The organism is Streptomyces sp. NRRL F-5755 (assembly GCF_001279365.1).
Lineage (GTDB): Bacteria > Actinomycetota > Actinomycetes > Streptomycetales > Streptomycetaceae > Streptomyces > Streptomyces rimosus.
This window is the reverse complement of the sequence record NZ_LGCW01000161.1, coordinates 20,751-44,449: the sequence shown is the minus strand read 5'-3', so window position 1 is coordinate 44,449 and position 23,699 is coordinate 20,751. Positions and strand designations below refer to the sequence as shown.

The window sequence follows — 23,699 nt, the reverse complement described above, 5'->3', positions numbered from 1 at the left end:
CCCGTACCTGCCGTGGATACGAGGTGTACGCCGGGCGCCGTTCACCGGCCGGTACCGGCGGGCTTGGCCGGGCGGTCGGCCTTGCCCGCCTGCGGGCCGGCGCCCGCGGCCCCGCCCGGGCCGGGCACTCCGCCGACGCCGCCCAGCCCGCCGCTGGTGATCGTGTTGTGGTCGCCGATGCCGATGGCGCCCTGCGCGGACTCGATGAAGACACCACCGTTGGTGACGTTGACGATCCGCTGCTCGAATTCGTCGGTCTGCCAGCCCGCTTCGTACAGCGCCGTCCGTACGCCGCCGGCCACCCGGTCCTGGATGCTCTTCAAGTAGCGGGTGACGTCCATCTCCTGGAAGAGCGAGGCGTCGGAGTCGGAGCCCAGTTCGCGGACGGAGGCGGCGGGCCCGTCGGGCAGCGCGCCGCCGTGCCCGCCGGTGAGCACGCTCCACGCGGAGACGGCGCCGCGCCAGAGGGACGCGACGGCGCGCCCGGCGGAGCGCGGGGTCTGGGCGAGCGCCCACACCGCCTTCCCGAAGGGGTTGTTGTGGCGGTAGCGGTGCGCGATCCGGTCGGCTTCCTGGTACAGGGCGCGGACCGGCCACAGGACGTGCGGCGCGACCTCCAGCATGAGCATGCCGCCCTGCGTGTGGACCCGTACGAAGACCGTGGTGACGATGCCCTCGCCCCAGCCGCCGACCCGGATGCGCAGGAAGTGCCGCCGGGTCTCGCCGCCCTCCTCGACGGCGCGGGCCCGGTGCGCGGCGAAGCCCTCGGGGCCGTACGGGGCGGCGTCCCGGGACGGCAGCCCGGCCACCGGCAGGAAGACGCACTCGTCGACCTCCAGCTCGCGCAGCCGGTCCCGCACCGCGGCGGCGGCCTGCGGCGAGCCGTGCGCCGAGGGCACGCGGAGCGCCGCGACCAGGGGGATGATCCGCTGGAGGACGGCGTCGTTGTCGAGGGGGGTGGGGCCGCCGTCGGCGGCATCCGCCCCGGTGGCGGGGGCCTCGGCGACGTCCGGTGTCGTGTTCTTGGTCAGGTCCGGTGCCGCGCCCTTGGTGAGCTGCGCCGCGTCCTTGCGCGGCCGCAGTTCCACCGACAGCGACCAGGTCTCGTACGGGGTGCCCGCGCCGCAGAACGGGTCGGCCGCGCGGTACATGACCAGCGGGCCGTGCTGTTCGGTACGGATGCGGTGGCGCAGCCGCTGGAAGCGCCCGCCCTCGGCCCGCTCCGCGGGGTCGGCGGCGGCGTCCGGGAAGCGGGCCCGGGACAGCTCGGTGGTCAGCACCCTGGCGATCTGGCCGTGCTGCGCGCCGACGGCCCAGGCCAGTACGAAGGGCAGCGCGAGGGCGCCCCAGGCGTGGATCGGCTGCGCCGCGCTCGTGCTCTGCCCGAACAGCCCCTCCGACAGGAAGGCCGGCAGGAAGGCCGGTGCGACGGTGTCGGACAGTCCGGACGAGCTGCCCGAGAAGGCGTACGGCGATCCCCCGTACCCGCCGGAGTCGTCGCCGCCGAACGCCGTCACCAGCAGCAGCACGCCGACGAGCACCACGCTCAGACGCCCGTACCAGCGCAGCAGCCAGCCCGCGAACCGCCGGTACCAGGGCGGACGCGCGGCACGGCCCCGCGCGTAGGGGGCCAGTGAGAGCAGCACGACCGGCAGCAGATAGAGCAGGGTCAGCCCGGAGGAGAGCGGGACGGACACGATCCACAGGAGCAGGACGGCGCCCGCCCACGCCAGTTCGATACGGCGGGCGCGCAGCGCGTGGGCCAGCACACGGGCCGCGTCGAAGCCGAGCGAGGGGGCCGCCAAACGCTCTTCGTGGACGTACAGCTCGTCGATCACCGCGTCGCGGTACGCGGGGTCGAGGTACGTGCCGGCGCACAGCAGCCGGGTGGCTTCGCTGGCGCTGGGATGCCGGGGCGCCACCGCGCCGGGGCCGCCCTCCGGGCCGGACCGCGGGACGTTCCCAGGGCCGGGCTGTTGCGGCACGTGCGTACGAGTCACCTGATTCCCCCAAGGCGCCGGACGGCGCGAAACGACCGCTGTGGCAGGCGGGTTGCGAGTCGTGAACGCCGCAGCATAGAGGAGCCTCAAGCGCCGTGTCAGGCGCGCGCCCGGAAGATCACACAAAGGTGTGACACAGCGACGGAGCCCGTACGGGAACGCGAGGTTCCGTACGGGCTCCGGTCGAGGCTCCCGGTGCCGGGCTCCCCCTGCATCGGATGCGTCAGGGGTGTGTCAGGCGTATCAGGGATGTGTCAGGTGTGTCAGATGAGGCCGAGGGCGCGGACGGCCTCGCGCTCCTCCGCCAGCTCCTTGACGGACGCGTCGATGCGCTCGCGCGAGAAGTCGTTGATCTCCAGGCCCTGGACGATCTCGTACTTGCCGTCCTTGGCGGTGACCGGGAAGGAGGAGATCAGGCCCTCCGGGACGCCGTAGGAGCCGTCCGAGGGGATGCCCATGGAGGTCCAGTCGCCGGCCGCGGTGCCGTTGACCCAGGTGTGGACGTGGTCGATGGCGGCGTTGGCGGCGGAGGCGGCCGAGGAGGCGCCCCGGGCCTCGATGATCGCGGCGCCGCGCTTGGCGACGGTCGGGATGAAGGTGTCGGCCAGCCACGCCTGGTCGTTCACGACCTCGGCGGCGTTCTTGCCGGCGACCTCGGCGTGGAAGATGTCCGGGTACTGGGTCGCGGAGTGGTTGCCCCAGATCGTCAGCTTCTTGATGTCCGAGACCTGCGCGCCGGTCTTCTGCGCGAGCTGCGACAGGGCGCGGTTGTGGTCCAGGCGGGTCATCGCGGTGAAGCGCTCGGCCGGCACGTCCGGGGCGGCGGCCTGGGCGATCAGGGCGTTGGTGTTGGCCGGGTTGCCGACGACCAGGACCTTGATGTCGTCCGCCGCGTGGTCGTTGATGGCCTTGCCCTGCGGCTTGAAGATGCCGCCGTTGGCCTCCAGCAGGTCGCCGCGCTCCATGCCCTTCGTACGGGGGCGGGCGCCGACCAGCAGGGCCACGTTCGCGCCCTCGAAGGCCACGTTCGGGTCGTCGGAGATGTCGATGCCGCGCAGCAGCGGGAAGGCGCAGTCGTCGAGCTCCATGGCGGTGCCCTCGGCGGCCTTCAGGCCCTGCGGGATCTCCAGCAGGCGCAGCTTGACCGGTACGTCCGCGCCGAGCAGCTGGCCGGAAGCGATGCGGAAGAGGAGTGCGTAACCGATCTGGCCGGCCGCGCCGGTGACGGTGACATTGACGGGAGTGCGGGTCATGGCGATCTCCTGCGCGCTGAATTCCGGGGGCACAGCCCCCGTACCGCTTGGTGGCGGCGGGAAACCCTGCCCATTTACCGAGATCTCTTGGTATCGAGAGACCCGGCCGTCAGGCTATCGGACCGCCGCACCGCGACGCCGCCGGGCCGGTGTGGAACGCCTCACCGGACCGCCGGTGGACCCCGGCGGACCCCCGCGGGCGCGTGACGGGCGGCCGCCCGCTCAAGGAGGGGGAGCGCGGACGGCCGCCGAATGGTGCCGCACCCGTGGGGGGTTGTTCATGCCCCTGCCCGGGATTCGCCCGGGCAATCCCCTGCGGGGGAGGGTTCTTGAGAGGGCGCCTGGGTGGGGGTTTGGGGTGGAATGTCGGGGGGTGGGGGCGTAGGGGTACGGGGGCGTCGGCCGGGGAGCGAGGCGCGCGCCGGCCGGTGGGTGGGGCCACCAGCCGACGGGGCCGGGTCATCGTCCGGTGGACTCGCCCGTACCCGTACGTGTCCCCGATTGCGTCCCCGAACCTGTGCCCGAGCCTGTGCCCGAACCAGCCCCCGACCCCGCCGGAACCGGCTTCGTGCAGCCCTTCAGGCCCGCCGCCGTCGTCCCGCATGCGGTGACCTTCTTCGGGTCGCCGGACACCGGCACCATCGCGGTGTACGCGTCGCCGTCCTGCCCGGCCCTGGCCTTCTCCGTACGGCCCGACGAGCTGATCGCCGCCTCGTCGCCCGGGGCGGCTCCGGTGATACGCGCCCAGGCGGTGCCGCACACCTTGCTGTACCGCACCTCTATCAGCGAGCCGCCCGCGAACCCCCGGGACGGGCTGTCGGCGTTCTGGCCGCCGCACCCCATCGTCTCGGGGTCCTTGCCCGCGCAGTCGGCCCCGGCGCACTTCACCCCGGCGGGCAGCGTGGCCTTCTTGCTCGGGCTCGCGGACGGCGTGGGCGCCGCCTTCTTCTGCTCCTTGCCGCCGATGTCCAGCAGCAGCACGGCGGCGGCGATCACGAGCAGCGCGCCGACGACACCGGCCAGGAACATCGTGGCGCGACGGCGGCGGAGCTGCCGGTCGGCGCCGTCCGGGGGCCCGGCGGGGGCGGGCTGACCGGAGAGGTGCCCGGTGGCGGGCCCGGCCGGAGAACCGACGGTACCGGGACGGTACGGGTCAGGGTGGGACGTATCCGGACGAGACCCGTCAGCACGTGCCTCATCGGGCCGGGACGCCTCTCGCGGCGGACCGCCGTACGTAGGTGCCTCGTACCGGGACGGCGGGGCGGCGGGCTCGGCGTCCACGTAGGCGGTCACCCGGGGCCAGGTCACCTTGCCCGGCCGGTCGGCGTCGTCCGCCGTCCCGGAGGCGGGCGCCGCGGACGGCCCGGCCATGCCGGGGAAGTCCGCGCTGGACGGCAGGTGGTCGTCACGCCGCGGCGGCGCGGCGGAGGCCGACGCGGGCTGATCCTCTCCTCGCCCCCGGTCCTGCGCCTTGTCCCGGCCCGGCGCGCTCGCGTCGGCCTCCCCCGGCTCCTTCCCCTTGGCCTTCTCCCTGACCTTGTCCTTGAGCCTGGACTTCGCCTTGCCCGGCGCCGGGCCGAACTCCCCCAGCGCCGCCCGCGCCTGCGCCACCCGGATCGCCTCCATGGTGACGTCGTGCCGCATCTCCGAACGGCTCCAGGCGCGTTCGGCCAGCTCCCACATCGTGGTGAGGTGGCCGGCGTGTGCGCCGGTCGCCTCGGCGAGCGCCACCACGGCGCGCTGCGGCGGCAGCAGCCGCCCGTTGAGGTAGCGCTCCCACGAGGTCTTGCTGTAGCCGGTGCGGTCCGCGACGGCGGCGAGACTCAGCCCGCTGCGCTCCACGAGCCGCCGCAACTGGCTCGCGAACTCCTTCACCTGCGGATCGAGTTCTTCCGGTAGCGCCCTCCAGCGAGGCATTGCCTCCCCCTAACCCCCCATATGCGCCTGCTTGCGCCTGTCAGTGCTGTGCGTCCGGTGCTCTTGCCGTCATGTCCTCCGCCGGGGCGCGGCCCCCGCAGCCCGCCCCAGTGGTTACCCAAAGGGATGCTCAGAGTCAGGATGCCAGTTCCCATCTCCGGGGCGCACGGGAGCATTCGGGCATGGGACACGTAGCCGTACACCCCCGTACACTTCTGCCCGCCGTGGCCGGACCGGCCCGAATCCCGTACTCAACTCGTACGGAAGCACTCGGCCGGGCCGCCGCCGGCCGGGCGCAGGCACACCCGCAGCTTCTCCGGGCCGGACGCGGCGGCCATCGGGGTGAAGACGTATCCGTCGGCGTCGAACCGGTCGGTGACCCGCGTGCTCTGCGAACCGCCGCCGGGCGTGCGGAGTTCGAGACGGTCGCCGATCCGGCCGCCGCGGAGGCGGCCCCACGCAGCGCCGCACGCCTTGCTGTACCGGACCTGGAGGTGGCGCCCGCCCGTGGTGGTGCGCCTGAGTACCGTGGTCACCAGGCCCTCCCCGCCGCACAGCATGAACAGCGGGTCCTGCCCGTCGCACGCCGCCCCGTGACAGCCGGTGCGCGCGGAGGGCGCGGAGGAGACGGCGGTGTTCGCCTGCCGTCCGGCCCCGCCGGTACCGGTACGCCACTCCAGTACGACAACCAATACGGCGGCCGCAACCAGCGCCAACGCCACACCCACCACAAGCGTCGCACGGCGCACACCGAACGGCGGCGCCGATCGCGGGACATCTTCGGGACGTTGCGCCGCGTCGCCACCCTCATACGGCGGAGGGGCCGCGCCCTCGCGTACGTCTTCTTCCGACGCGCGCTCCGCCGAACGCCCCCGCCCGCTCCACGCCGCGTCGGCCAGCTCCCACAGCGCCGCCACCCGGCCGCCGCGCTCCCCTGCCAGACGGCACAGCGCCTCGACCGCCTCCCTCGGCGGCAGCGACTTGCCGTTGAGGTAGCGCTCCCACGAGGACTTGCTGTACGCGGTCCGGGTGGCCAGGGCCGCCAGCGACAGCCCCGTCCGGCCGCGCAACTCCCGCAACGCCGCGGCCAGTCGTGCCCCCTCGACCGGGCCGGACGCCCCCGTGCCGCTCATCGGCGCAGCGCTTCCCAGGTGTCGGGGCCCACGATGCCGTCGGCCGGCAGGCCGGACTTGGTCTGGAAGCGCTTCACGGCGCGGATGGTGTTCTCGCCGACGATGCCGTCGACGCCTCCCGGGTCGTACCCCCGGTGCCGCAGCAGGCACTGCGCCTCCACGACGCTCCACCCGGAGGTGCCGTTGGCCAGGATCGCCTGGGTGGTGTCGCTGCGGTCCGCGGTGAGTACGCCGTGCGCGCGGTGCACACGGCAGTCGAACACCGTGCCCGGCTCGTGGACGAACGCCCCCGGCGACGCGGACGGCCGGGTGACGGGCGCGTCGTCCTGCCACGGCCGGGCGATGAGCAGGCCCACGGCCAGGGCGGCGATCAGGGCGGCGGCGGTGGCGAGCACGGCCGTACGGGGACGTGGGGTCCGTACGCGTCGTACGTCGGCGGACCGCGCGTCCTCAGCCCGTACGCCATCGTGTCGCGCGCCCTCAATCCGTACGCCATCGGGCCGCGCGCCCTCACCCCGTACGCCACCAGGCCCCGCGTCCTCGCCCCGCACAACAGCGCCCGCCTCCGCCGCCACCTCCCGAAGCGCCAGCAGCCGCGTCGGGTCGGTGCCGCAGACGTGGGCCAGGGCTTCGAGCGCGCCTTTCGGCGGGAGCTTCTTGCCGTTGAGGTAGCGCTCCCAGGACGACTTGCTGTACGCGGTCTTCGCGGCCAGGGCGGCCAGGCTGAGGCCGCTGTGATCTTTCAGGCGGCGCATTTGCACGACCAGTTGGACGGCCCGCTGGTCCAACGACGCGGGCAGTTCCCGCCAACGCGACATGTTCCACCCCACACGCGTTCGGTCTTCCCCCGAGGCGCTGTGCGCCCCCTGAGTCGCCGATGATGGCGGACAGGCCACCGCCGGTTCCCGTTCTTACCGTTTCCGCACCAGGTCCAGACATGCGCCGTGTCCCGCCGCGCCGTCCGCCGCACCGACGTCCCCGCAGGTCAGCGCATGGGGCGTCCCGCCGTGGACCAACTCCAGAGGTTCTTCTGGCCGGTGCGGCGGCGGGGGCCGCATCGTCGGTGGTGCACACCGGGCGGCGCGGTCCACCCCGCGCCGCCTCCACCGCCCAAGGGGAGGAACACCTCATGAACCTGCGCAAGCGCATCGCCCTCGCCGCCGCGACGACGGCCCTCGGCACCGGCCTCGCCCTCGTTCCCGCGGCGGGCGCCACCGCGTCCGCCGCCCCGGCCGCGAAGCCCGCCGCCGTCACGGCCGCCACCGACGCCCGGTTGGCGGGCCCGTACGGCTGCAACTACACCAACAGCGAGCCGACGCTCTCGCTCGGCTCCCGCGGCAAGGCCGTCAAGGAGGCCCAGTGCCTGCTCAAGCACTGGAACGTCAACATCGGCCGGCACGGGGTCGACGGGAAGTTCGGCACGGACACCCGCAAGGCGGTGCGTGAGTTCCAGCGCCGTATCCACCGCACCTGCCACATGCCGGTGGACGGCATCGTGGGCAAGAAGACGTGGCACGCGCTGAAGCACTCCGGCTGCTGAGGTGACGGCCGGCCCGGACCGCCGGGCCGGCCGGGCACCAGGTGGCCCGCCCGCTTTCGGGGGAGCGGACGGGCCGCCCACCGGCGCGTCCGGGGAACGTAGAGCCCCTGTCGCGACCGCGCCTCCTCACGCGTCCGCCATTTTCTTCTGCACCCCCACGTCCAGCGCGTCCAGGAACTGCTCCGTCGTCAGGTACGGCTGATTTTTGGAGATCAGCAGGGCCAGGTCCTTGGTCATCTGGCCGCCCTCGACGGTCTCGACGCAGACCCGCTCCAGCATCCGGGCGAACCGGGTGACCTCGGGGGTGCCGTCCAGCTCTCCGCGGTGGGCCAGACCGCGGGTCCAGGCGAAGACCGAGGCGATGGGGTTGGTCGAGGTGGGGACGCCCTGCTGGTGGCGGCGGTAGTGCCGGGTCACCGTGCCGTGCGCGGCCTCGGCCTCCACGGTGCGGCCGTCGGCCGTCATCAGGACCGAGGTCATCAGGCCGAGCGAGCCGAAGCCCTGCGCCACCACGTCGGACTGCACGTCCCCGTCGTAGTTCTTGCAGGCCCAGACGTAGCCGCCGTCCCATTTGAGCGCGGCGGCCACCATGTCGTCGATCAGCCGGTGCTCGTACGTCAGGCCGCGCTCGTCGAAGGCGGCCTTGAACTCGGCGTCGAAGACCTCCTGGAAGAGCTCCTTGAACCGGCCGTCGTACTTCTTGAGGATCGTGTTCTTGGTGGACAGGTACACCGGGTACGAGCGGTCCAGGCCGTAGCGGAACGCGGCGCGCGCGAAGTCGCGTACGGACGCGTCGTGGTTGTACATGGCGAGCGCGACGCCGGGGCCGGGGAAGTCGTGGACCTCCAGCTCGACCGGCTCGCCGCCGTCCCGGGGCGTGTAGGTCAGGGTGAGGGTGCCGGGGCCCGGGACCTTCAGGTCGGTGGCGCGGTACTGGTCGCCGAAGGCGTGCCGGCCGACCACGATGGGCCTGGTCCAGCCCGGTACGGGGCGGGGCACGTTCGCCATGATGATCGGCTCGCGGAAGATGACGCCGCCGAGGATGTTGCGGATGGTGCCGTTCGGCGAGCGGTACATCGCCTTGAGGCCGAACTCCTCGACCCGTGCCTCGTCCGGGGTGATGGTGGCGCACTTGACGCCGGCCCCGTGCTTCCTGATCGCGTGGGCGGCGTCGGCGGTGATCTGGTCGCCGGTGGCGTCGCGGTTCTCGATGCCCAGGTCGAAGTAGTCCAGCTCGATGTCGAGGTAGGGCAGGATCAGCTTGTTCTTGATGGCGGACCACATGATGCGGGCCATCTCGTCGCCGTCGACCTCGACGACGGGCTGGGCAACCTTGATCTTGGCCATGCGGTGGGGCGTCCCTCTCGCGCGACGACTGGGGCGGCGACCGGCGGTGTCCCGGACACGTCGATGTGCCTCGTTCGTCAAGTTACTCGGCGCGGGGGCGCGGCGGCCGTCCCTGCGGGGCCGCGCGGGTGTGCGTCACGCGAATGGCGCGGGGAGGGGTCGTACGGGGCGGTGCGCCCGTACGGAGAGAGCGTGCGACGGGGGAAGGCCGGAGCGCGCGGCCCTCCCCCGTGCGGGCGTACGTACGGCCCGCCTCACCACACCGTGAAGTGCACCAGATCGTCCAGGAACGGGATCTTCAGCCACGGCTTGGGCTGCGCCATCAGCGCCAGCAGGACGATGGCCACGCCCAGCCCGCCGTACGTCGCCATGTCGGTGAACCGGGACCGTACGGCCAGCATGCCCACCTTCGGCAGCACCCGGCGCAGCACCGCCCCGCCCAGCAGGGACAGCCCGATCAGGAGCGTCCCGATACGGAAGCCGCCCAGCGCGACGATGAACAGCCCGAGGGCCACCCCGCCCATGACGGCCAGCAGCGGCCACTGCCGGGCGGGCGGCGAGGCGCTGCCGGGGGCGGTCCTGGCGCCGCCCTCCGGCCGCGCGGTGTCGGTGGTGATCCGCGGGAAGCGGCGGGAGGGCCGCTGCGGCTCGGAGGCGCCTTCCGCGTGCGCTTCGGCACTCATGGGTGGCGGTCCCTTTCCGTGTCCGTTCCGGTGCTGCGTACGTTCCGGTACTGCGGGAGGCGCAGGGTCAGCCCGCGGCGCGCTCGGCGGCCTCGACGACGTTGACCAGCAGCTGGGCGCGGGTCATCGGGCCGACGCCGCCCGGGTTCGGGGAGAGCCAGCCGGCCACCTCGGCGACACCGGGGTGCACATCGCCGACGATCTTGCCGTTCTCGTCCCGGCTGACGCCGACGTCCAGCACCGCGGCGCCCGGCTTGACGTCCTCCGGCTTGATGATGTGCGGCACACCCGCGGCGGCCACGATGATGTCCGCCTGCTTCAGCTGCGCGGACAGGTCGCGGGTGCCGGTGTGGCACTGCGTGACGGTGGCGTTCTCCGACTTGCGGGTCAGCAGCAGCGGGATCGAGCGCCCGACGGTGATGCCGCGGCCGACCACGACCACATGCGCGCCGTTGATCTCCACGCCGTGGTGACGCAGCAGCTGGATGATGCCGTACGGGGTGCACGGCAGCGGCCCCTCGACGCCCAGCACCAGCCGGCCCAGGCTCATCGGGTGGAGGCCGTCGGCGTCCTTGGCCGGGTCCATCAGCTCCAGGACGCGGTTGGTGTCGATGCCCTTCGGGAGCGGGAGTTGGACGATGTAGCCGGTGCAGTCCGGGTTGTCGTTCAGCTCCCGTACGACGGCCTCGATCTCCTCCTGCGTCGCGGTGTCCGGCAGCTCCCTCTGGATGGACGCGATGCCGACCTGGGCGCAGTCGCGGTGCTTGCCGTTGACGTACCAGCGGCTTCCCGGGTCGTCGCCGACCAGGAGCGTGCCGAGACCGGGGGTGACGCCCCGGGCCTTCAGTGCCTCCACGCGGGCGGTGAGTTCGGACTTGATCGCGGCGGCGGTGGCCTTGCCATCGAGAATCTGGGCGCTCATACCCCCATCCTCCCGGATGAGGCCACTTCCGTTCCAATCAGGGCCGTTCCGATGGGGGCTCGCTATGGCCGCCGACAAGAGCTGTGACCGGAGATGACCGAAATGCAATTACGGAATCGATCATTGCACTTGCACAACACATGAGCCTCTTGACTGGACAACGATATTGCGCAACTAGAAGGATTGCGACTCAGTGCCGCAGGCATCATCGGGGGGCGGACCACTGATCCCAGGGTTTCCTCCGAGCACGCCCTGCCGTCCCCCACTGAACAACAACGGAGGAAACCAGCCAATGAGCTTTGGCGACCCGAACAATCCCTACGGCCAGCCGCAGGGGCAGCCCGGACCGTACGGCCAGCCCCCGCAGGCCCCGTACGGCCAGCAGCCGCCGGCGCCCCCGCAGGGCCAGCCGGGGTACGGCTACCCGCAGCAGGCACAGCCCCAGCCGGGCTACGGCTACCCCCAGCAGGCCCCGCCGCAGCAGGCCCCCTACGGCCAGCCCCCGCAGGTGCCCCAGCAGCAGGCATACGGCTACCCGCAGCAGGCGGCCTACGGCCAGGGCGGAATGCCGGGTATGGGCATGCCGCAGGGGTATGCGAGCTGGGGGGCGCGGGTGGGTGCCTACCTGCTCGACGGGCTGATCATGGGCGTGGTCCCGACCATCCTGTACATCATCGCCATCATCGTGGCCGCCAGCTCCGGCCCCTCGGTGCCGGACACGTCCTACTGCGCGCCCGGTGACTACCGGTGTGTCACGGACGCCTACAACAACATGGACACCGGGATGCCCGTCTTCGCGATCATCCTGATCGCGCTGGCCGTGCTGACCGGGATCGCCGGCATGCTGTTCCTGATCGCCAAGGAAGGCTCCACCGGCCAGACCCCGGGCAAGAAGGCCCTGAAGATCCGCGTCGTCCGTGAGGCGACCGGGCAGCCGCTCGGCTTCGGCATGGCCTTCGTGCGCAAGCTCTGCCACGCGGTGGACGGCCCGCTGTGCGGCCTCGGCTACTGGTGGCCGCTGTGGGACGAGAAGTCGCAGACCTTCGCCGACAAGATCGTCGGTTCGGTGGTCGTCCGCAGCCAGTAAGCGGTACGCACGTCCCGAGGCCCCCTCACGCAAAATCGCGCGAGGGGGCCTTCGCCGCCCCGTAGGCTCTTACCGATCTCTTACATCACCCGGGACCGCCGGAACCGTGCAGCACCGGCTGACACCAGGTCACACCGCTCGAAGGACACCGCTCGTGAGCTACCCGAACCAGAACCCCTACGGCCCGCCGCAGGGCCAGCCCCAGGGCCCTCCCCAGCCCCAGTACGGCTACCCGCAGCAGCAGCCGGTGCAGCAGCCGTACGCGCCGTTCCCCGGCGGCCCCGCCGGGATGCCGGGCATACCGGTGCCCACCGTGATGCCGGGCGGTGTGAAGGCCGCCCGGGTGATGCTCTACGTGATGGCGGGGCTGACGGTCATCGGTCTGGGCCTGGTCGTGTTCCTGCTGAGCACGATCAACAAGGCCAGCAAGTCCGAGTACGTCTCCTCCAGCAGCTTCGAGAGCCTTCAGGTCGGCAAGGGCGTGCTGATCGCGATGATCATCGGCATGGTGCTCTGGGGCGCCGGGGCGATCGTGGCCGCCTCGCAGTTCTCCAAGGGCGGCAACGGCGCCCGCGTCACGGCGATCGTCGTGTGCGTGGTCGGCATCCTGTTCAGCTTCGTGTTCATGCCGTTCGGCCTGGTCTATGACGTCATGTGCGTCATCAGCATCGTGATGGTCTCCAAGACGGACGGCACGGCCTGGTTCACGCGCCCGCGTTACTGAGCCGCTCCCCGCACGCGCCGAGAGCCGCACCCCGGATCGGGTGCGGCTCTCGGCGCGTTCACGGGCGTACGGTTCAGTGGAAGAAGTGCCGCGTCCCCGTCAGATACATCGTCACGCCCGCGGCCTTCGCCGCCTCGATGACCTGCTCGTCGCGGACCGAACCGCCGGGCTGTGCGACGGCCTTGACGCCGGCTTCCAGCAGTACCTCCAGGCCGTCCGGGAACGGGAAGAACGCGTCGGAGGCGGCGTAGGAGCCGCGGGCCCGCTCCTCGCCCGCCCGCTGCACGGCCAGCTTCGCCGAGTCGACGCGGTTGACCTGGCCCATGCCGACGCCGACCGTGGCGCCGCCCTTGGCGAGCAGGATCGCGTTGGACTTCACGGCGCGCGACGCGCGCCAGGCGAAGGCCAGTTCCGCCAGTTCGGCGTCGCTCAGCGGCTCGCCCGCCGCCAGCGTCCAGTTGGCCGGGTCGTCGCCCTCGGCCTGGAGCACGTCCTTGACCTGGGCCAGGCCGCCGCCGTCGATCGGCTTGAACTCGGCCGGCGGCTGCGGGCCCTCGGGGCAGCGCAGCACGCGGATGTTCTTCTTGCGGGACAGCACCTCGACGGCGCCCTCTTCGTAGTCCGGGGCCACGATGACCTCGGTGAAGATCTCCGCGACCTGCTCGGCCATCGCCACGGACACCGGGCGGTTGACGGCGATGACGCCGCCGAAGGCGGACAGCGGGTCGCAGGCGTGCGCCTTGCGGTGCGCCTCGGCGACGTCCTCCCCGATCGCGATGCCGCACGGGTTGGCGTGCTTGATGATGGCGACACAGGGCTCGGCGTGGTCGTACGCGGCCCGGCGCGCGGCGTCGGTGTCCGTGTAGTTGTTGTACGACATCTCCTTGCCGTGCAGCTGCTCGGCCTCGGCCAGGCCGCCGCAGCCGCCGGTGTAGAGCGCGGCCGCCTGGTGCGGGTTCTCGCCGTACCGCAGGACGTTCTTGCGCTCGTACGTGACGCCGAGGAAGCCGGGGAACTCGCCGCCGTCGCCCGCGTAGTCACCCGCGAACCAGGAGGCGACCGCCACGTCGTACTCGGCGGTGTGCCGGAACGCTTCGGCGGCCAGCCGCCTGCGCTCCTGGAGGTCGAAGCCGCCGTCCGCGACCGCCTTCAGCACGTCCGTGTAGCGGTCCGGGTTGACGACCACGGCGACGGAGGGGTGGTTCTTGGCGGCGGCGCGCACCATCGAGGGGCCGCCGATGTCGATCTGCTCGACGCACTCGTCCGGCTCCGCGCCGGAGGCCACGGTCCGCGTGAACGGGTAGAGGTTGACGACGACCAGGTCGAACGGCTCGACGCCCAGCTCGTCGAGCTGCCGCCGGTGGTCCTCCAGCCGCAGGTCGGCGAGGATGCCCGCGTGCACCTTCGGGTGCAGCGTCTTGACCCGGCCGTCCAGGCACTCGGGGAAGCCGGTCAGCTCCTCGACCTTGGTCACCGGAACGCCGGCCGCCGCGATCTTCGCGGCCGTCGAGCCCGTCGAGACGAGCCGGACGCCCGCCGCGTGCAGGCCCTGGGCCAGTTCTTCCAGGCCCGTCTTGTCGTAGACGCTGACCAGCGCCCGGCGAACGGGCCGCTTCCTTGCTTCGGCGGTCACGGGATCAGTACCTTTCGTCCCTCAATGCGGTAGCCGTGCCGGGCCAGACGCCCCACGACCTCGACGAGCAGCTTGCGCTCGACTTCCTTGATGCGCTCGTGCAGCGCGGATTCGTCGTCCTCGTCCCGGATCTCGACCGCCCCCTGGGCGATCACCGGGCCGGTGTCGACGCCGTCGTCGACGAAGTGGACGGTGCACCCGGTGACCTTGGCGCCGTACGCGAGCGCGTCGCGCACGCCGTGGGCCCCGGGAAAACTCGGCAGCAGGGCCGGATGCGTATTGACGATCCGGTCGCCGTAGCGGGCGAGGAATGCGGCGCCCAGGATCTTCATGAAGCCCGCCGAGACGATGAGGTCGGGCTCGTGGGCGGCGGTGGCCTCGGTGAGCGCGCGGTCCCAGGCGGCCCGGTCGGCGTGGTCCTTGACCCGGCACACGAAGGTGGGCAGGCCGGCCCGCTCGGCGCGCTCCAGGCCGGCGATGCCGTCGCGGTCGGCGCCGACGGCCACCACCTTGGCCCCGTACGCCGAAACGCCCTCGGCGGCGATGGCGTCGAGCAGCGCCTGAAGGTTCGTACCGGAACCGGAGACGAGCACGACGATACGGGCCGGGGATGCGGCGGGAACGGCGTAGGACGGGGAAGCGGAGGCCACGGCGGGGCTCTTTCTCGCGCGGTGCTGCTGTACGGCGGTGTGCGGTGTTGTGCGGTCGTACAAAACCATGGGTCGCCGGAAACCGGGGAACCCTACGAAGGCGCCGACCGTCAGCAACGATACCGGCACACCGCGCGGCCCCCACGGGACGGGGGCGCACGCGAGAGGTAGCGTCGGGCGTGAGAACGCACGCTGTTCGTGGTATCCGCCCGCCCGGCCCACCCGTCGGACGTACGGACGAGACAAGGGGAAGACACACTCCAGATGCCGGACCGACGCCGCCGCGCGGCCCTCCTCCTCCCTCCCACGGCCACCGCCGGGGGGTGCCTCCAGCCCGCAGCCGCTCCCGGGGCGGTGCTGCTGCGCGAGCGCAAGCCGTCCTCCGATTCCGCCGGCGCTCCGGGGACATCGGGCACGTCCGGCTCCGGGACGGATCCGGCTCCGTCGGACGCGTCCGCGTCGGGTACGTCCGGCTCGTCCGACGGGTCGGGTACGTCCGGTTCGCCGGACGGGTCGGGGGCGCCGGACGCCGGGGGTACGAGCGGCCGGGCCAGGGAGCGCGCCCGGACCCGGGCCTCGGAGGACCGCGACGGCGACCGTGACAACCCGTTCGCGCCGCCGCCCGCCGACGCGCCCGACCAGCCGTGGCAGCCCCGCCACCACGGCCAGGACCAGGGCCGGGGCCACCACGGCGACGATCAGGGCCGCGACGGGGACCAGCAGCCGCCCGCCTGGGGCAGCCAGTGGAGCAGCCGCCAGCCCGGACGCCAGAGCGGCGGTTTCGGTACGCGGCCGGGCAACCGCAACGGCCAGCAGGGCCCCGGCGGCCAGGGCGGACCCGGCGGCGGCCTGCGCTGGGACCCGACCGACCCGGCCCAGCGCCGCGCGCGCTACGCGCTGCTCGCCGGCATGTGGGGCTTCTTCTTCGTCCTGTTCAACCTGCCGGAGATCGCCCTGCTGCTGGCGGCGCTCGCCCTGTACTGGGGCATCAGCTCCCTGCGCGCCAAGCCCGCCCGCCCGTCCGGCGGCGCGCGGGCCACGGCCGCCGATGTCGCGGGCCAGACCCCGCCCCGCACGGACCCGGGCGCCTCCGCCACGGGCCACCCGGCCGCCGCCTCCACCCGCCCGCAGACGACCGCGGCCGTGGCCGGGCTGGTCACCGCCTCGCTGGCGCTGGTCATGGTGGCCGCCACCTTCACGCTCCAGCTCGTCTACCGCGACTACTTCACGTGTGTGAACGACGCCCTGACCCGGTCCGCCGCGCACTCCTGCGAGAAGAAGCTCCCCGAGCAGCTGCGTCCGCTGCTCAGCATTCAGCAGGAATAGTCCGGCCGGTCCGGGAACTGCCGTCAGGCCCCGGAACCGTTCGTCTCAGCCGCCGCCCTCCGGGGTGGCGGCTGAGGCGTTTCCGGGGACCGTGCTGCGCGGGACCTCCTCGTGCGGGGGCGGGGCGGGTTCGAAGTCGGTCATCAGGCCGCCGGAGGAGGCGCGCAGTTCCGACCAGCGGGCGCTGCGGGTGCTGGGGTCGTGCCAGGGGCGGGCGCCGGTCGAGCCGAGTCCGCCTCCGGGTACGTCACTGGACGGGTGGCCGGGTCCTTGGTCGCGGTCGTACCCGTAGTCGTACGGTTTCCGGCTCGCCGGAGTACGGCGGCGAGCGTGCCGGGCGTGGCGGCCCGGGCGGGGGCGGGGCCGCAGCGAGCGGGAAACCGTACGCGTCAGCAGCGTCCAGCCGAAGCGGCAGGCGGCCCACGACCAGCGTCCGACGGCGCGGGTGAGGCGTTTCACAGCGCGTCCGGCCCGTACGCGGAGTTTTACGCGCGGCCGTGGGGCGGGCTTCGGCGGGCGGGGTACGCCGCGCAGCCACCACAGGCGGGCGACGAGCGCGCCCGGGACGCCGATGACCAGGGTCCAGGCCAGCGCCGCCAGCCCCGTCTGCCACCAGCTGGGCCCGAAGCGGGACAGCGCCGCGCTGCCCAGCGCGCCGCCCGCGAGCCCGGCGAGCACCGCCGACACCACGCCGCAGCCGAGCGCCGCAAGCCCGGCGGCGGCGGCCGTCTCGCGCCAGCCGGTCCACTGGGCGTCGGCCGGGCGCGCGGCGGCCGAGCGTGTGGCGGTCGCGTACGACTTCGCGGGGAGCGCCGCGTACCGGGCCAGTGCCAGGCCGGCGGCGAGCGGTACCGCGGCGGTCAGCCAGTAGAGCGGGCCGGTGGCGTCCGGCTCCGGGAACATGCCGAACAGCGGGAAGTGCGGCAGGTCCGGGTACCCGCTGGTGCCGAGCGGGCCGACCGTGCTCCCCGCGCCGAGCGTGAAGCCGGGGCCGAGCCCGTACGCCAGCCCCCAGACGCTGGTGTTCGGCAGCAGGACGAGGCTGAGCAGCACGACGGTGCAGCGGCCCGCCCAGTCGTGGGTGAGGCCGAGGAATCCTTCCCGTACCGCCGGTGCGTGCCAGCCCAGCGCGAGGAGCGCCAGCAGCGCGCCGGAGAGCAGCAGCACCACGGTGCCCGCGGTGGCGGCGCGCACCGCGGTGATGCCGCGCCGCCCTTCCAGCGCGGCGCACAGGGCGGGCGGCAGCCGGTCGTAGAGGCGCTGCACCCGGTCGGGCAGCGGCACGAAGGCGGCACGTCCGACGCTGTGCCAGGCCGCCACGGCGCCGGTCAGGGCGGCGACCACCGGTACGTAGAGCAGGGCGCTGAGCGGTTCGACGTACAGCGGGCCTTCGGAGGCGTACAGCAGGGCGGCGCCCGTGACGGACAGGTAGCCCGCCAGGAACCAGCCGAGGAGGAGGCGGGGGGTGGGCTCCGGGTCGAAGTCGTCGGGGTGGAGGAGGCTGGGAAGCGGGGCGACCGGGGGTTTCGACAGGGCCGGCGGGACCGTTTCGAGGATGTGGCGGCCCGTGCGGTACAGCAGCCATACGGGCAGGGCCATCAGGAGCAGCGGCGTCACGGCGACGGGCGACTCGGCGCCGGACGCGGTCGCGGACCGTACGAGATCGCTGCCGTGGGCGAGGAACCACAGGTCGGCGGCGAGGTGCAGGGCCCGGGACGGGTTGGTGTCCGGGTACGGGGACGCCACCCACAGCAGCAGCACCACGACGGCGAACGCCCCGAGCCCGAGCCCGGCGGCCAGTCCGCCGCCGACGAAGGCGGTGCCGAGCGCGGAGGACCGCTGGGTGGCGGCGCGGCCGCGCGACGACAACGTGGGGCCGCGGTCGGTCAATTGGCTCACCCCGCCATGCTGCCAACAACACACGTTTCCGCCATGGAGCAGGCAATTGCCGGTCGTGTCGCTCAATATATGTTTATGTACCTTTTCATGCCGTTGAGCCATCCGTGCGCCACCGGCACGCGCGCCCGCACGGAGAGGCCGACATGACGCAGACGGAACGGACGAAGACGACTGACGCCGCACCCGCCGCCGCTCCTGAGGAGGCATCAGACGCGGTACGCACGCCACCTACTGACGGACCATCAGCTCAATGCGCCCCCACTCCCTCGGCCGCCTTCGACGCCCTCTACACGCGGCACGCCCCCGACCTGACCCGCCAGGCCATCGTGCTCACCGGTCACCCCCGGCTCTCCCAGGAGGCCGTCGAACGGTCGTTCCAGATGGCTTGGCAGCGCTGGCCCGACATGGCCGTGGACCCGGACCCGGCGGGCCGGGTGCGGGCCATGGTGCACGAGTACGCGCTGTCGCCCTGGCACCGGATGCGCCCCGGTCTGCGGACCGCCCAGCGGCCGAGCCCCCAGGCACCCGCGCCACCGCCCGCCGCTCCCGCTGAGCGCGCGCTGCGGGAGGCGGTGCTGGCGCTGCCCGCCCCGTACCGGCGGGTGCTGCTCCTGCACGACGGCCTCGGCCTGGAACTGAGCGAGACGGCCGCCGAGGTGGAGGCCAGTACGCCCGCGACGGCCGGACGCCTGCTGCGCGCGCGCCAGGCCCTCGCCGAACGGGTTCCGTGGCTCGGCCTGGCGGGCGAGTCACCCGTACGCCAGAGAGAGATCCTGCGGGAGCGACTGTCCGGGCTGGCCCGCGCGCTGCCGGTGGCGCCGCCCGCCGCCGGGGTCGTACGGAGCGGGAGCGAGCGTACGGTCAGCCGGATGACGCAGGGCGCGTTCGGGCTCACCGCCCTCATCGCGGTGGCGACCGCCTTCACGCTCGTCCAGGAGGCGGGCACTCTCCCCACCCGTCCGGAGGCCGGTCCCCCGGCCGCGTCCTCCGCCGCCTCGTCCGCGGCGGCGGAGGCCAAGGCCCCCCGTAAGCAGCACGGCGGACAAGCCCGCACGCAGCAGGCCAAGGCGGACGGACCGGCGAAGAGAAAGGTCGTATGGGCCGGGCACCTCGCCCCGGAAGCGCGCTAGGTCCCGTTGTCGCCTTCCCGCCGCGCGCGCTCTTGCACACGAACGGGCGCGGGCCCGTACCCCCAACAGGAGTACGGGCCCGCGCCCTGCGCGTTACGCGATCAGCCGACGAGGATCTCGCGCGCCAGGCGCGCGGTCTCCGACGGGGTCTTGCCGACCTTGACGCCGGCGGCCTCCAGGGCCTCCTTCTTCGCCTGGGCGGTGCCGGAGGAGCCGGAGACGATGGCGCCGGCGTGGCCCATGGTCTTGCCCTCGGGCGCGGTGAAGCCCGCGACGTAGCCGACGACCGGCTTGGTGACGTTGGCCTTGATGAAGTCGGCCGCACGCTCCTCGGCGTCGCCGCCGATCTCGCCGATCATGACGATCAGCTCGGTCTCCGGGTCGGCCTCGAACGCCTCCAGGGCGTCGATGTGGGTGGTGCCGATGATCGGGTCGCCACCGATGCCGACGGCCGAGGTGAAGCCGATGTCGCGCAGCTCGTACATCATCTGGTAGGTCAGCGTGCCAGACTTCGACACCAGACCGATCTTGCCGGGCTTGGTGATGTCGCCCGGGATGATGCCGGCGTTGGACTGGCCGGGGGTGATCAGGCCGGGGCAGTTCGGGCCGATGATGCGGGTCTTGTTGCCCTTGCTCGACGCGTACGCCCAGAAGGCGGCGGAGTCGTGCACCGCGATGCCCTCGGTGATCACGACGGCCAGGCCGATCTCGGCGTCGATCGCCTCGACGACGGCGGCCTTGGCGAACTTCGGCGGCACGAAGATGACGGACACGTCGGCGCCGGTCTTCTCCATCGCCTCGGCGACCGAGCCGAAGACGGGCACCTCGGTGCCGTCGAAGTCGACGTTCGTGCCGGCCTTGCGCGGGTTCACACCGCCGACGATGTTGGTGCCGTCGCCCAGCATGAGCTTGGTGTGCTTCATGCCCGTGGCACCGGTCATGCCCTGGACGATGACCTTGCTGTCCTTGGTGAGGAAGATAGCCATGGTGGTCTGAGTCCCTCTATCCCTTACTTCGCAGCCGCGGCGAGCTCGGCGGCCTTGTCGGCCGCGCCATCCATGGTGTCCACGCGCTGGACCAGCGGGTGGTTGGCGTCGCTCAGGATCTTGCGACCGAGCTCCGCGTTGTTGCCGTCCAGACGGACGACCAGCGGCTTGGTGACGTCCTCGCCCTTGGACTTCAGCAGCTCCAGGGCCTGCACGATGCCGTTGGCGACCTCGTCGCAGGCGGTGATGCCGCCGAAGACGTTGACGAACACGGACTTGACGTCCGGGTCGCCGAGGATGATCTCCAGGCCGTTCGCCATGACCTCGGCGGAGGCGCCGCCGCCGATGTCGAGGAAGTTGGCGGGCTTGACGTTGTCGTGCTTCTCACCGGCGTACGCGACGACGTCGAGGGTGCTCATGACGAGACCCGCGCCGTTGCCGATGATGCCGACCTGGCCGTCGAGCTTGACGTAGTTCAGGCCCTTGGCCTTGGCGGCGGCCTCCAGCGGGTTGGCCGCGGCCTTGTCCTCCAGGGCCTCGTGCTCGGGCTGGCGGAAGTCGGCGTTCTCGTCGAGCGAGACCTTGCCGTCCAGGGCCAGGATGTCGCCGGAGGCGACCTTGGCCAGCGGGTTGACCTCGACCAGGAGCGCGTCCTCGGCGATGAAGGTCTTCCACAGGGTGACCAGCACGTCCGCGACCTTGTCGGCGACCTCGGCCGGGAACTTCGCGGCCTCGACGATCTCGCGCGCCTTCTGCGGGGTCACACCCTCGTTGGCGTCGATCGGGGTCTTGGCGACGGCCTCGGGGCGGGTGGCCGCGACCTCCTCGATCTCCACGCCGCCCTCGACGGACGCGATGGAGAGGAAGGTGCGGTTGGTGCGGTCCAGGAGGAAGGAGACGTAGTACTCCTCCACGATCTCCGGAGCCGTCTCGGCGATCATCACCTTGTGGACCGTGTGGCCCTTGATGTCCATGCCGAGGATGTTGGTCGCGTGCTCGACGGCCTCGTCCTCGGAGGCCGCCAGCTTCACGCCGCCGGCCTTGCCGCGGCCGCCGACCTTCACCTGCGCCTTGACGACGGACTTGCCGCCGAGGCGCTCGGTCGCCGCGCGTGCCGCCTCAGGCGTGTCGATGACTTCACCGGCCAGCACCGGTACACCGTGCTTGGCGAAGAGGTCCCTCGCCTGGTACTCGAACAGGTCCACGCGCGTCCGTCCCTTGTCTACTCAGAATCGCCGTAGTGATCGCGGTTCGTTGTCTGCATGGGCGTGCCGCGAAGGGCAACGTGACTGCGCTGTCACTGAGGGAGGCGTACACGGTGGCCGGTACGCGGCATGTCCGTCTCGCAGGTTATCCCCGCGGGACCGGCCTCCCTAAATCGCAGATCACACTGCGGCGGTGATAACAGTCACAGAGAGAACGGTCACAGTTCACGGGCAGGTACCGCCGGGTGAACGCCGGCTTGCCGGAGCCCGCGCGCACCGACCGCACAGCACGGAGCCGGGCGGCCCCTTCCCCACGAGGAGCCGCCCGGCGATCCGCTCGTCATCCGCCGATGAGGAGCGGTGGCATGCGGGATGTCACATGCGGTGTCAGAGGCCCTGGGCCGGCAACGCCGGGAGGGCCGGGATGTTGGCGGGGCTGGTCAGGTCGACGGGGGTGGTGGGCAGGGCAGGCGTGGTGGGCAGGGTCCGGCCCGGGAGTACGTCCCGCAGGCCCGAGGCCGCGCTGCCCGCGATGCCGGTGGCGTCCGTACGCACCGTGCCGGTCACGCCCTGCGCGAAGGGGGTGGCGTCCGTGGCCACGCCCTGGACGAAGATCTGCGCGCCACCGGCAACACGCTGCACGAACGGGGTCGCCTGGCCGGCGACGTCGCCGCCGAGCTGACCGGCACCGCCGACCGCGCCCTGGGCGACGGGCACTACCTTGCTCACCGCGCGCTGGGCGTCCGGCACGGCCTTGCTCACGGCCCGCTGGGCGACGGGCGCAGCCTTGCCGACCGCGTGCTGGGTGGTGCGGGTGAGGTCGGTGGCCTTGGCCACCTTGGTGACCTTGCCCAGCTCGGCGGCCTCGTCCAGCTCGGCCACCTTGGTGACCTTGGTGACCTTGGTGACCTTGGTGACCTTGCCGAGGCCGTCGGCGGCGGGGAGCTTCGGGGTGGCGGGCAGGTCCTGGGTGTGGACGTCGCCACCGGTGACCTTGGTGACCTGGCCGGTCACGCCGTCCACGGTCTTCGTCGCGGCGGCGGGCAGGTCGGCGGTGCCGGGCAGGTCGGCCGCGCTGGCGGCGACGGAGCCCAGGGCCCACAGGCCGGAAGCGGCGGCGGCTACGACGATGGAACGACGGATGTGCGTACGCATGATGAGCAGACTTCCTTCGAATTCAGGGGGTTCGGCGGGCAGACCTGTTCCGCCCCCGCGCGGCAGGTCCTGCGCAGACGCGATGTCTGCGGACGGGGAACTCGGACGCCGGAGGTCCGAAGGTCTGCCCTAGCCCGGGAATTCGAGAATGTCCGCGGCACGCTGCCGCGTCGGCGGCTCGGCGGCCGCGCGGACGCCTCCGGGCACCAGCCCGAAGTGCGCGGGATGCGCCGGTACGGCGGCGAAGTGGTCACCGCCGCGCGGGCCGTGGCCGTCACCGGCGGTGTGCGAGGCCGCCGAGGCGGGCCCCTGCGGAAGCCGGCCGGGGAAGCCGCTGCGGCCCTGGCCCGGCTGCTGTCCGGAGGCCGAGGCGGCGCGCTGCGCGGTACGCGGCGATGCGTCGCCGAGGACGTGCGGGATTGCCGAAGTGGGCTCGCACTCCGCGGGCTTGGCGCTTGCGGCAGCTTGCGCGCTGCCGGTGGTGGCGTCGTGCGGGCCGGGGGTGTGCTGCGGCCCTGAGCCCTGGCCCGGCTGCTCACCGTGGCCGTCGCCGGGCCCGTGGTCGGGACCGTGATCACCGTTGCCGTCAACGCCGGGAAGCAGGCCGGGCAGCCGTACGGGCAGGTGTACGGGGAGCGAGGCCGCGTCCCCGGCGCGGTGCACCTCGCGCACCGCGTCCCGTACCGGTTCGGTGACCGGCCTGGTGGCCGTTTCGGTGACCGGACGCGTTACTGGTTCGGCCTGCTCAGCGCCGCTTTCGACGACCGTTCCGGTCCGCTCGGCGACGGGCCGCACGGCCTTTCCGACGGGCGTTCCGGACGCCTTCTTCACGGCTGCCGCCTTCTTCGCGGCTGCCGTCGGCGCGGCTTCCATCGTCGGGCCGAACCGCGGGTCGGGTCCCGCCGTACGGTCCGCGGCCTGCGCACCGCCACCGAACGCGAACCCGAACGCCACGAACCCCGCCAGGAAGAGCCCCGCCAGCAGCGCACGCCGCACCAGCACGCTGCGCGGCAGGCGCGCGGCGGCGGGAGGAGCGGTCACGGCAGACACGAGGAGATCCTTTACGGCGGAACGTGACGACGGGAAAGGCGACTTGGGCGTGGGTGCGG

20 protein-coding genes are annotated in these 23,699 nt (G+C 72.7%); 5 read left to right on the top strand and 15 right to left on the bottom strand.

Annotation, left to right across the window (positions count from 1 at the left end; translation table 11 throughout):
• Positions 1 to 41: 41 nt before the first annotated feature.
• The 5 genes from ADK86_RS16135 to ADK86_RS16115 all read right to left on the bottom strand — a co-directional run bounded on the left by ADK86_RS16135 (position 42) and on the right by ADK86_RS16115 (position 7,121).
• The gene (locus ADK86_RS16135; RefSeq protein WP_199834414.1) at positions 42 to 2,000 is read right to left on the bottom strand and encodes a hypothetical protein; all 1,959 of its coding nucleotides are present in this window, start codon (positions 1,998 to 2,000) and stop codon (positions 42 to 44) included.
• A 263-nt stretch (positions 2,001 to 2,263) separates the two neighbouring features.
• Positions 2,264 to 3,253 (bottom strand): malate dehydrogenase, encoded by a 990-nt coding sequence (locus ADK86_RS16130; protein ID WP_030586368.1) that lies wholly within the window; start codon positions 3,251 to 3,253, stop codon positions 2,264 to 2,266.
• Positions 3,254 to 3,712: 459 nt separating this feature from the next.
• Positions 3,713 to 5,170, bottom strand: coding sequence for an XRE family transcriptional regulator (locus tag ADK86_RS16125; RefSeq protein ID WP_078952074.1), 1,458 nt, complete (start codon positions 5,168 to 5,170; stop codon positions 3,713 to 3,715).
• A 251-nt stretch (positions 5,171 to 5,421) separates the two neighbouring features.
• Positions 5,422 to 6,303, bottom strand: coding sequence for a helix-turn-helix domain-containing protein (locus ADK86_RS16120; protein WP_053697204.1), 882 nt, complete (start codon positions 6,301 to 6,303; stop codon positions 5,422 to 5,424).
• Complete coding sequence (locus ADK86_RS16115; RefSeq protein ID WP_063789008.1) at positions 6,300 to 7,121, bottom strand: peptidoglycan-binding protein; 822 nt, start codon at positions 7,119 to 7,121, stop codon at positions 6,300 to 6,302. Before ADK86_RS16115 ends, ADK86_RS16120 begins: the two co-directional genes overlap by 4 nt.
• Before the next feature lie 311 nt (positions 7,122 to 7,432).
• On the opposite strand from ADK86_RS16115, the gene ADK86_RS42305 reads away from it, so the two are divergent.
• A complete protein-coding gene (locus ADK86_RS42305) occupies positions 7,433 to 7,843 on the top strand; it encodes a peptidoglycan-binding domain-containing protein (RefSeq protein ID WP_053697202.1) in 411 nt (136 codons plus the stop codon).
• 126 nt (positions 7,844 to 7,969) lie between these two features.
• Here the strand turns inward: ADK86_RS42305 and ADK86_RS16105 are convergent, their stop codons facing one another.
• The 3 genes from ADK86_RS16105 to ADK86_RS16095 all read right to left on the bottom strand — a co-directional run bounded on the left by ADK86_RS16105 (position 7,970) and on the right by ADK86_RS16095 (position 10,795).
• Entirely contained in the window at positions 7,970 to 9,190 is a 1,221-nt protein-coding gene (locus tag ADK86_RS16105) for an NADP-dependent isocitrate dehydrogenase (protein ID WP_053697201.1), read from the bottom strand.
• A gap of 254 nt (positions 9,191 to 9,444) precedes the next feature.
• On the bottom strand, positions 9,445 to 9,873 hold the full coding sequence (locus ADK86_RS16100; RefSeq protein WP_053697200.1) for a DUF3017 domain-containing protein: 429 nt from the start codon (positions 9,871 to 9,873) through the stop codon (positions 9,445 to 9,447).
• 67 nt (positions 9,874 to 9,940) lie between these two features.
• Entirely contained in the window at positions 9,941 to 10,795 is an 855-nt protein-coding gene (locus ADK86_RS16095; RefSeq protein WP_053697199.1) for a bifunctional methylenetetrahydrofolate dehydrogenase/methenyltetrahydrofolate cyclohydrolase, read from the bottom strand.
• Between the two features lie 292 nt (positions 10,796 to 11,087).
• On the opposite strand from ADK86_RS16095, the gene ADK86_RS16090 reads away from it, so the two are divergent.
• On the top strand, positions 11,088 to 11,882 hold the full coding sequence (locus ADK86_RS16090) for an RDD family protein (RefSeq protein ID WP_053697198.1): 795 nt from the start codon (positions 11,088 to 11,090) through the stop codon (positions 11,880 to 11,882).
• Positions 11,883 to 12,036: 154 nt separating this feature from the next.
• Positions 12,037 to 12,606 carry a hypothetical protein gene (locus ADK86_RS16085; RefSeq protein ID WP_053697197.1) on the top strand — a complete coding sequence of 190 codons (570 nt, stop codon included), beginning with the start codon at positions 12,037 to 12,039 and terminating at the stop codon, positions 12,604 to 12,606.
• Between the two features lie 73 nt (positions 12,607 to 12,679).
• Here the strand turns inward: ADK86_RS16085 and purH are convergent, their stop codons facing one another.
• Together purH and purN are read right to left on the bottom strand one after the other, a co-directional pair.
• Complete coding sequence (gene purH, locus ADK86_RS16080; protein ID WP_053697196.1) at positions 12,680 to 14,239, bottom strand: bifunctional phosphoribosylaminoimidazolecarboxamide formyltransferase/IMP cyclohydrolase; 1,560 nt, start codon at positions 14,237 to 14,239, stop codon at positions 12,680 to 12,682.
• Positions 14,236 to 14,889: a phosphoribosylglycinamide formyltransferase gene (gene purN, locus ADK86_RS16075; RefSeq protein ID WP_053697195.1), complete on the bottom strand. Its 654-nt coding sequence runs from the start codon at positions 14,887 to 14,889 to the stop codon at positions 14,236 to 14,238. Before purN ends, purH begins: the two co-directional genes overlap by 4 nt.
• 264 nt (positions 14,890 to 15,153) lie before the next feature.
• Between purN and ADK86_RS16070 the strand changes: the two genes are divergently transcribed.
• On the top strand, positions 15,154 to 16,215 hold the full coding sequence (locus ADK86_RS16070; protein WP_234345886.1) for a hypothetical protein: 1,062 nt from the start codon (positions 15,154 to 15,156) through the stop codon (positions 16,213 to 16,215).
• Positions 16,216 to 16,260: 45 nt separating this feature from the next.
• Here the strand turns inward: ADK86_RS16070 and ADK86_RS16065 are convergent, their stop codons facing one another.
• Complete coding sequence (locus ADK86_RS16065; RefSeq protein WP_159393865.1) at positions 16,261 to 18,114, bottom strand: DUF6350 family protein; 1,854 nt, start codon at positions 18,112 to 18,114, stop codon at positions 16,261 to 16,263.
• A gap of 143 nt (positions 18,115 to 18,257) precedes the next feature.
• Here ADK86_RS16065 and ADK86_RS45660 point away from each other — a divergent pair, with 143 nt between their 5' ends.
• Complete coding sequence (locus ADK86_RS45660) at positions 18,258 to 19,244, top strand: sigma factor-like helix-turn-helix DNA-binding protein (protein ID WP_107088489.1); 987 nt, start codon at positions 18,258 to 18,260, stop codon at positions 19,242 to 19,244.
• A 101-nt stretch (positions 19,245 to 19,345) separates the two neighbouring features.
• On the opposite strand, the gene sucD is transcribed toward ADK86_RS45660, so the two are convergent.
• The 4 genes from sucD to ADK86_RS42300 all read right to left on the bottom strand — a co-directional run bounded on the left by sucD (position 19,346) and on the right by ADK86_RS42300 (position 23,640).
• Complete coding sequence (gene sucD / locus ADK86_RS16055; RefSeq protein ID WP_030586326.1) at positions 19,346 to 20,230, bottom strand: succinate--CoA ligase subunit alpha; 885 nt, start codon at positions 20,228 to 20,230, stop codon at positions 19,346 to 19,348.
• Positions 20,231 to 20,253: 23 nt separating this feature from the next.
• Complete coding sequence (sucC, locus tag ADK86_RS16050; RefSeq protein WP_053697191.1) at positions 20,254 to 21,435, bottom strand: ADP-forming succinate--CoA ligase subunit beta; 1,182 nt, start codon at positions 21,433 to 21,435, stop codon at positions 20,254 to 20,256.
• 387 nt (positions 21,436 to 21,822) lie between these two features.
• Complete coding sequence (locus tag ADK86_RS16045; RefSeq protein ID WP_053697190.1) at positions 21,823 to 22,590, bottom strand: hypothetical protein; 768 nt, start codon at positions 22,588 to 22,590, stop codon at positions 21,823 to 21,825.
• 129 nt (positions 22,591 to 22,719) lie between these two features.
• On the bottom strand, positions 22,720 to 23,640 hold the full coding sequence (locus ADK86_RS42300; protein WP_159393864.1) for a hypothetical protein: 921 nt from the start codon (positions 23,638 to 23,640) through the stop codon (positions 22,720 to 22,722).
• Between the last annotated feature and the right edge of the window lie 59 nt (positions 23,641 to 23,699).

Coding starts and splice junctions, on each gene's coding strand:
- ADK86_RS16105 (WP_053697201.1), bottom strand. CDS start 9,190: ATGGCCAAGATCAAGGTTGCCCAGCCCGTCGTCGAGGTCGACGGCGAC.
- ADK86_RS16070 (WP_234345886.1), top strand. CDS start 15,154: ATGCCGGACCGACGCCGCCGCGCGGCCCTCCTCCTCCCTCCCACGGCC.
- sucD (WP_030586326.1), bottom strand. CDS start 20,230: ATGGCTATCTTCCTCACCAAGGACAGCAAGGTCATCGTCCAGGGCATG.
- ADK86_RS16090 (WP_053697198.1), top strand. CDS start 11,088: ATGAGCTTTGGCGACCCGAACAATCCCTACGGCCAGCCGCAGGGGCAG.
- ADK86_RS16120 (WP_053697204.1), bottom strand. CDS start 6,303: ATGAGCGGCACGGGGGCGTCCGGCCCGGTCGAGGGGGCACGACTGGCC.
- ADK86_RS16045 (WP_053697190.1), bottom strand. CDS start 22,590: ATGCGTACGCACATCCGTCGTTCCATCGTCGTAGCCGCCGCCGCTTCC.
- ADK86_RS16095 (WP_053697199.1), bottom strand. CDS start 10,795: ATGAGCGCCCAGATTCTCGATGGCAAGGCCACCGCCGCCGCGATCAAG.
- ADK86_RS45660 (WP_107088489.1), top strand. CDS start 18,258: ATGACGCAGACGGAACGGACGAAGACGACTGACGCCGCACCCGCCGCC.
- ADK86_RS16115 (WP_063789008.1), bottom strand. CDS start 7,121: ATGTCGCGTTGGCGGGAACTGCCCGCGTCGTTGGACCAGCGGGCCGTC.
- ADK86_RS16125 (WP_078952074.1), bottom strand. CDS start 5,170: ATGCCTCGCTGGAGGGCGCTACCGGAAGAACTCGATCCGCAGGTGAAG.
- ADK86_RS16100 (WP_053697200.1), bottom strand. CDS start 9,873: ATGAGTGCCGAAGCGCACGCGGAAGGCGCCTCCGAGCCGCAGCGGCCC.
- ADK86_RS42305 (WP_053697202.1), top strand. CDS start 7,433: ATGAACCTGCGCAAGCGCATCGCCCTCGCCGCCGCGACGACGGCCCTC.
- ADK86_RS16130 (WP_030586368.1), bottom strand. CDS start 3,253: ATGACCCGCACTCCCGTCAATGTCACCGTCACCGGCGCGGCCGGCCAG.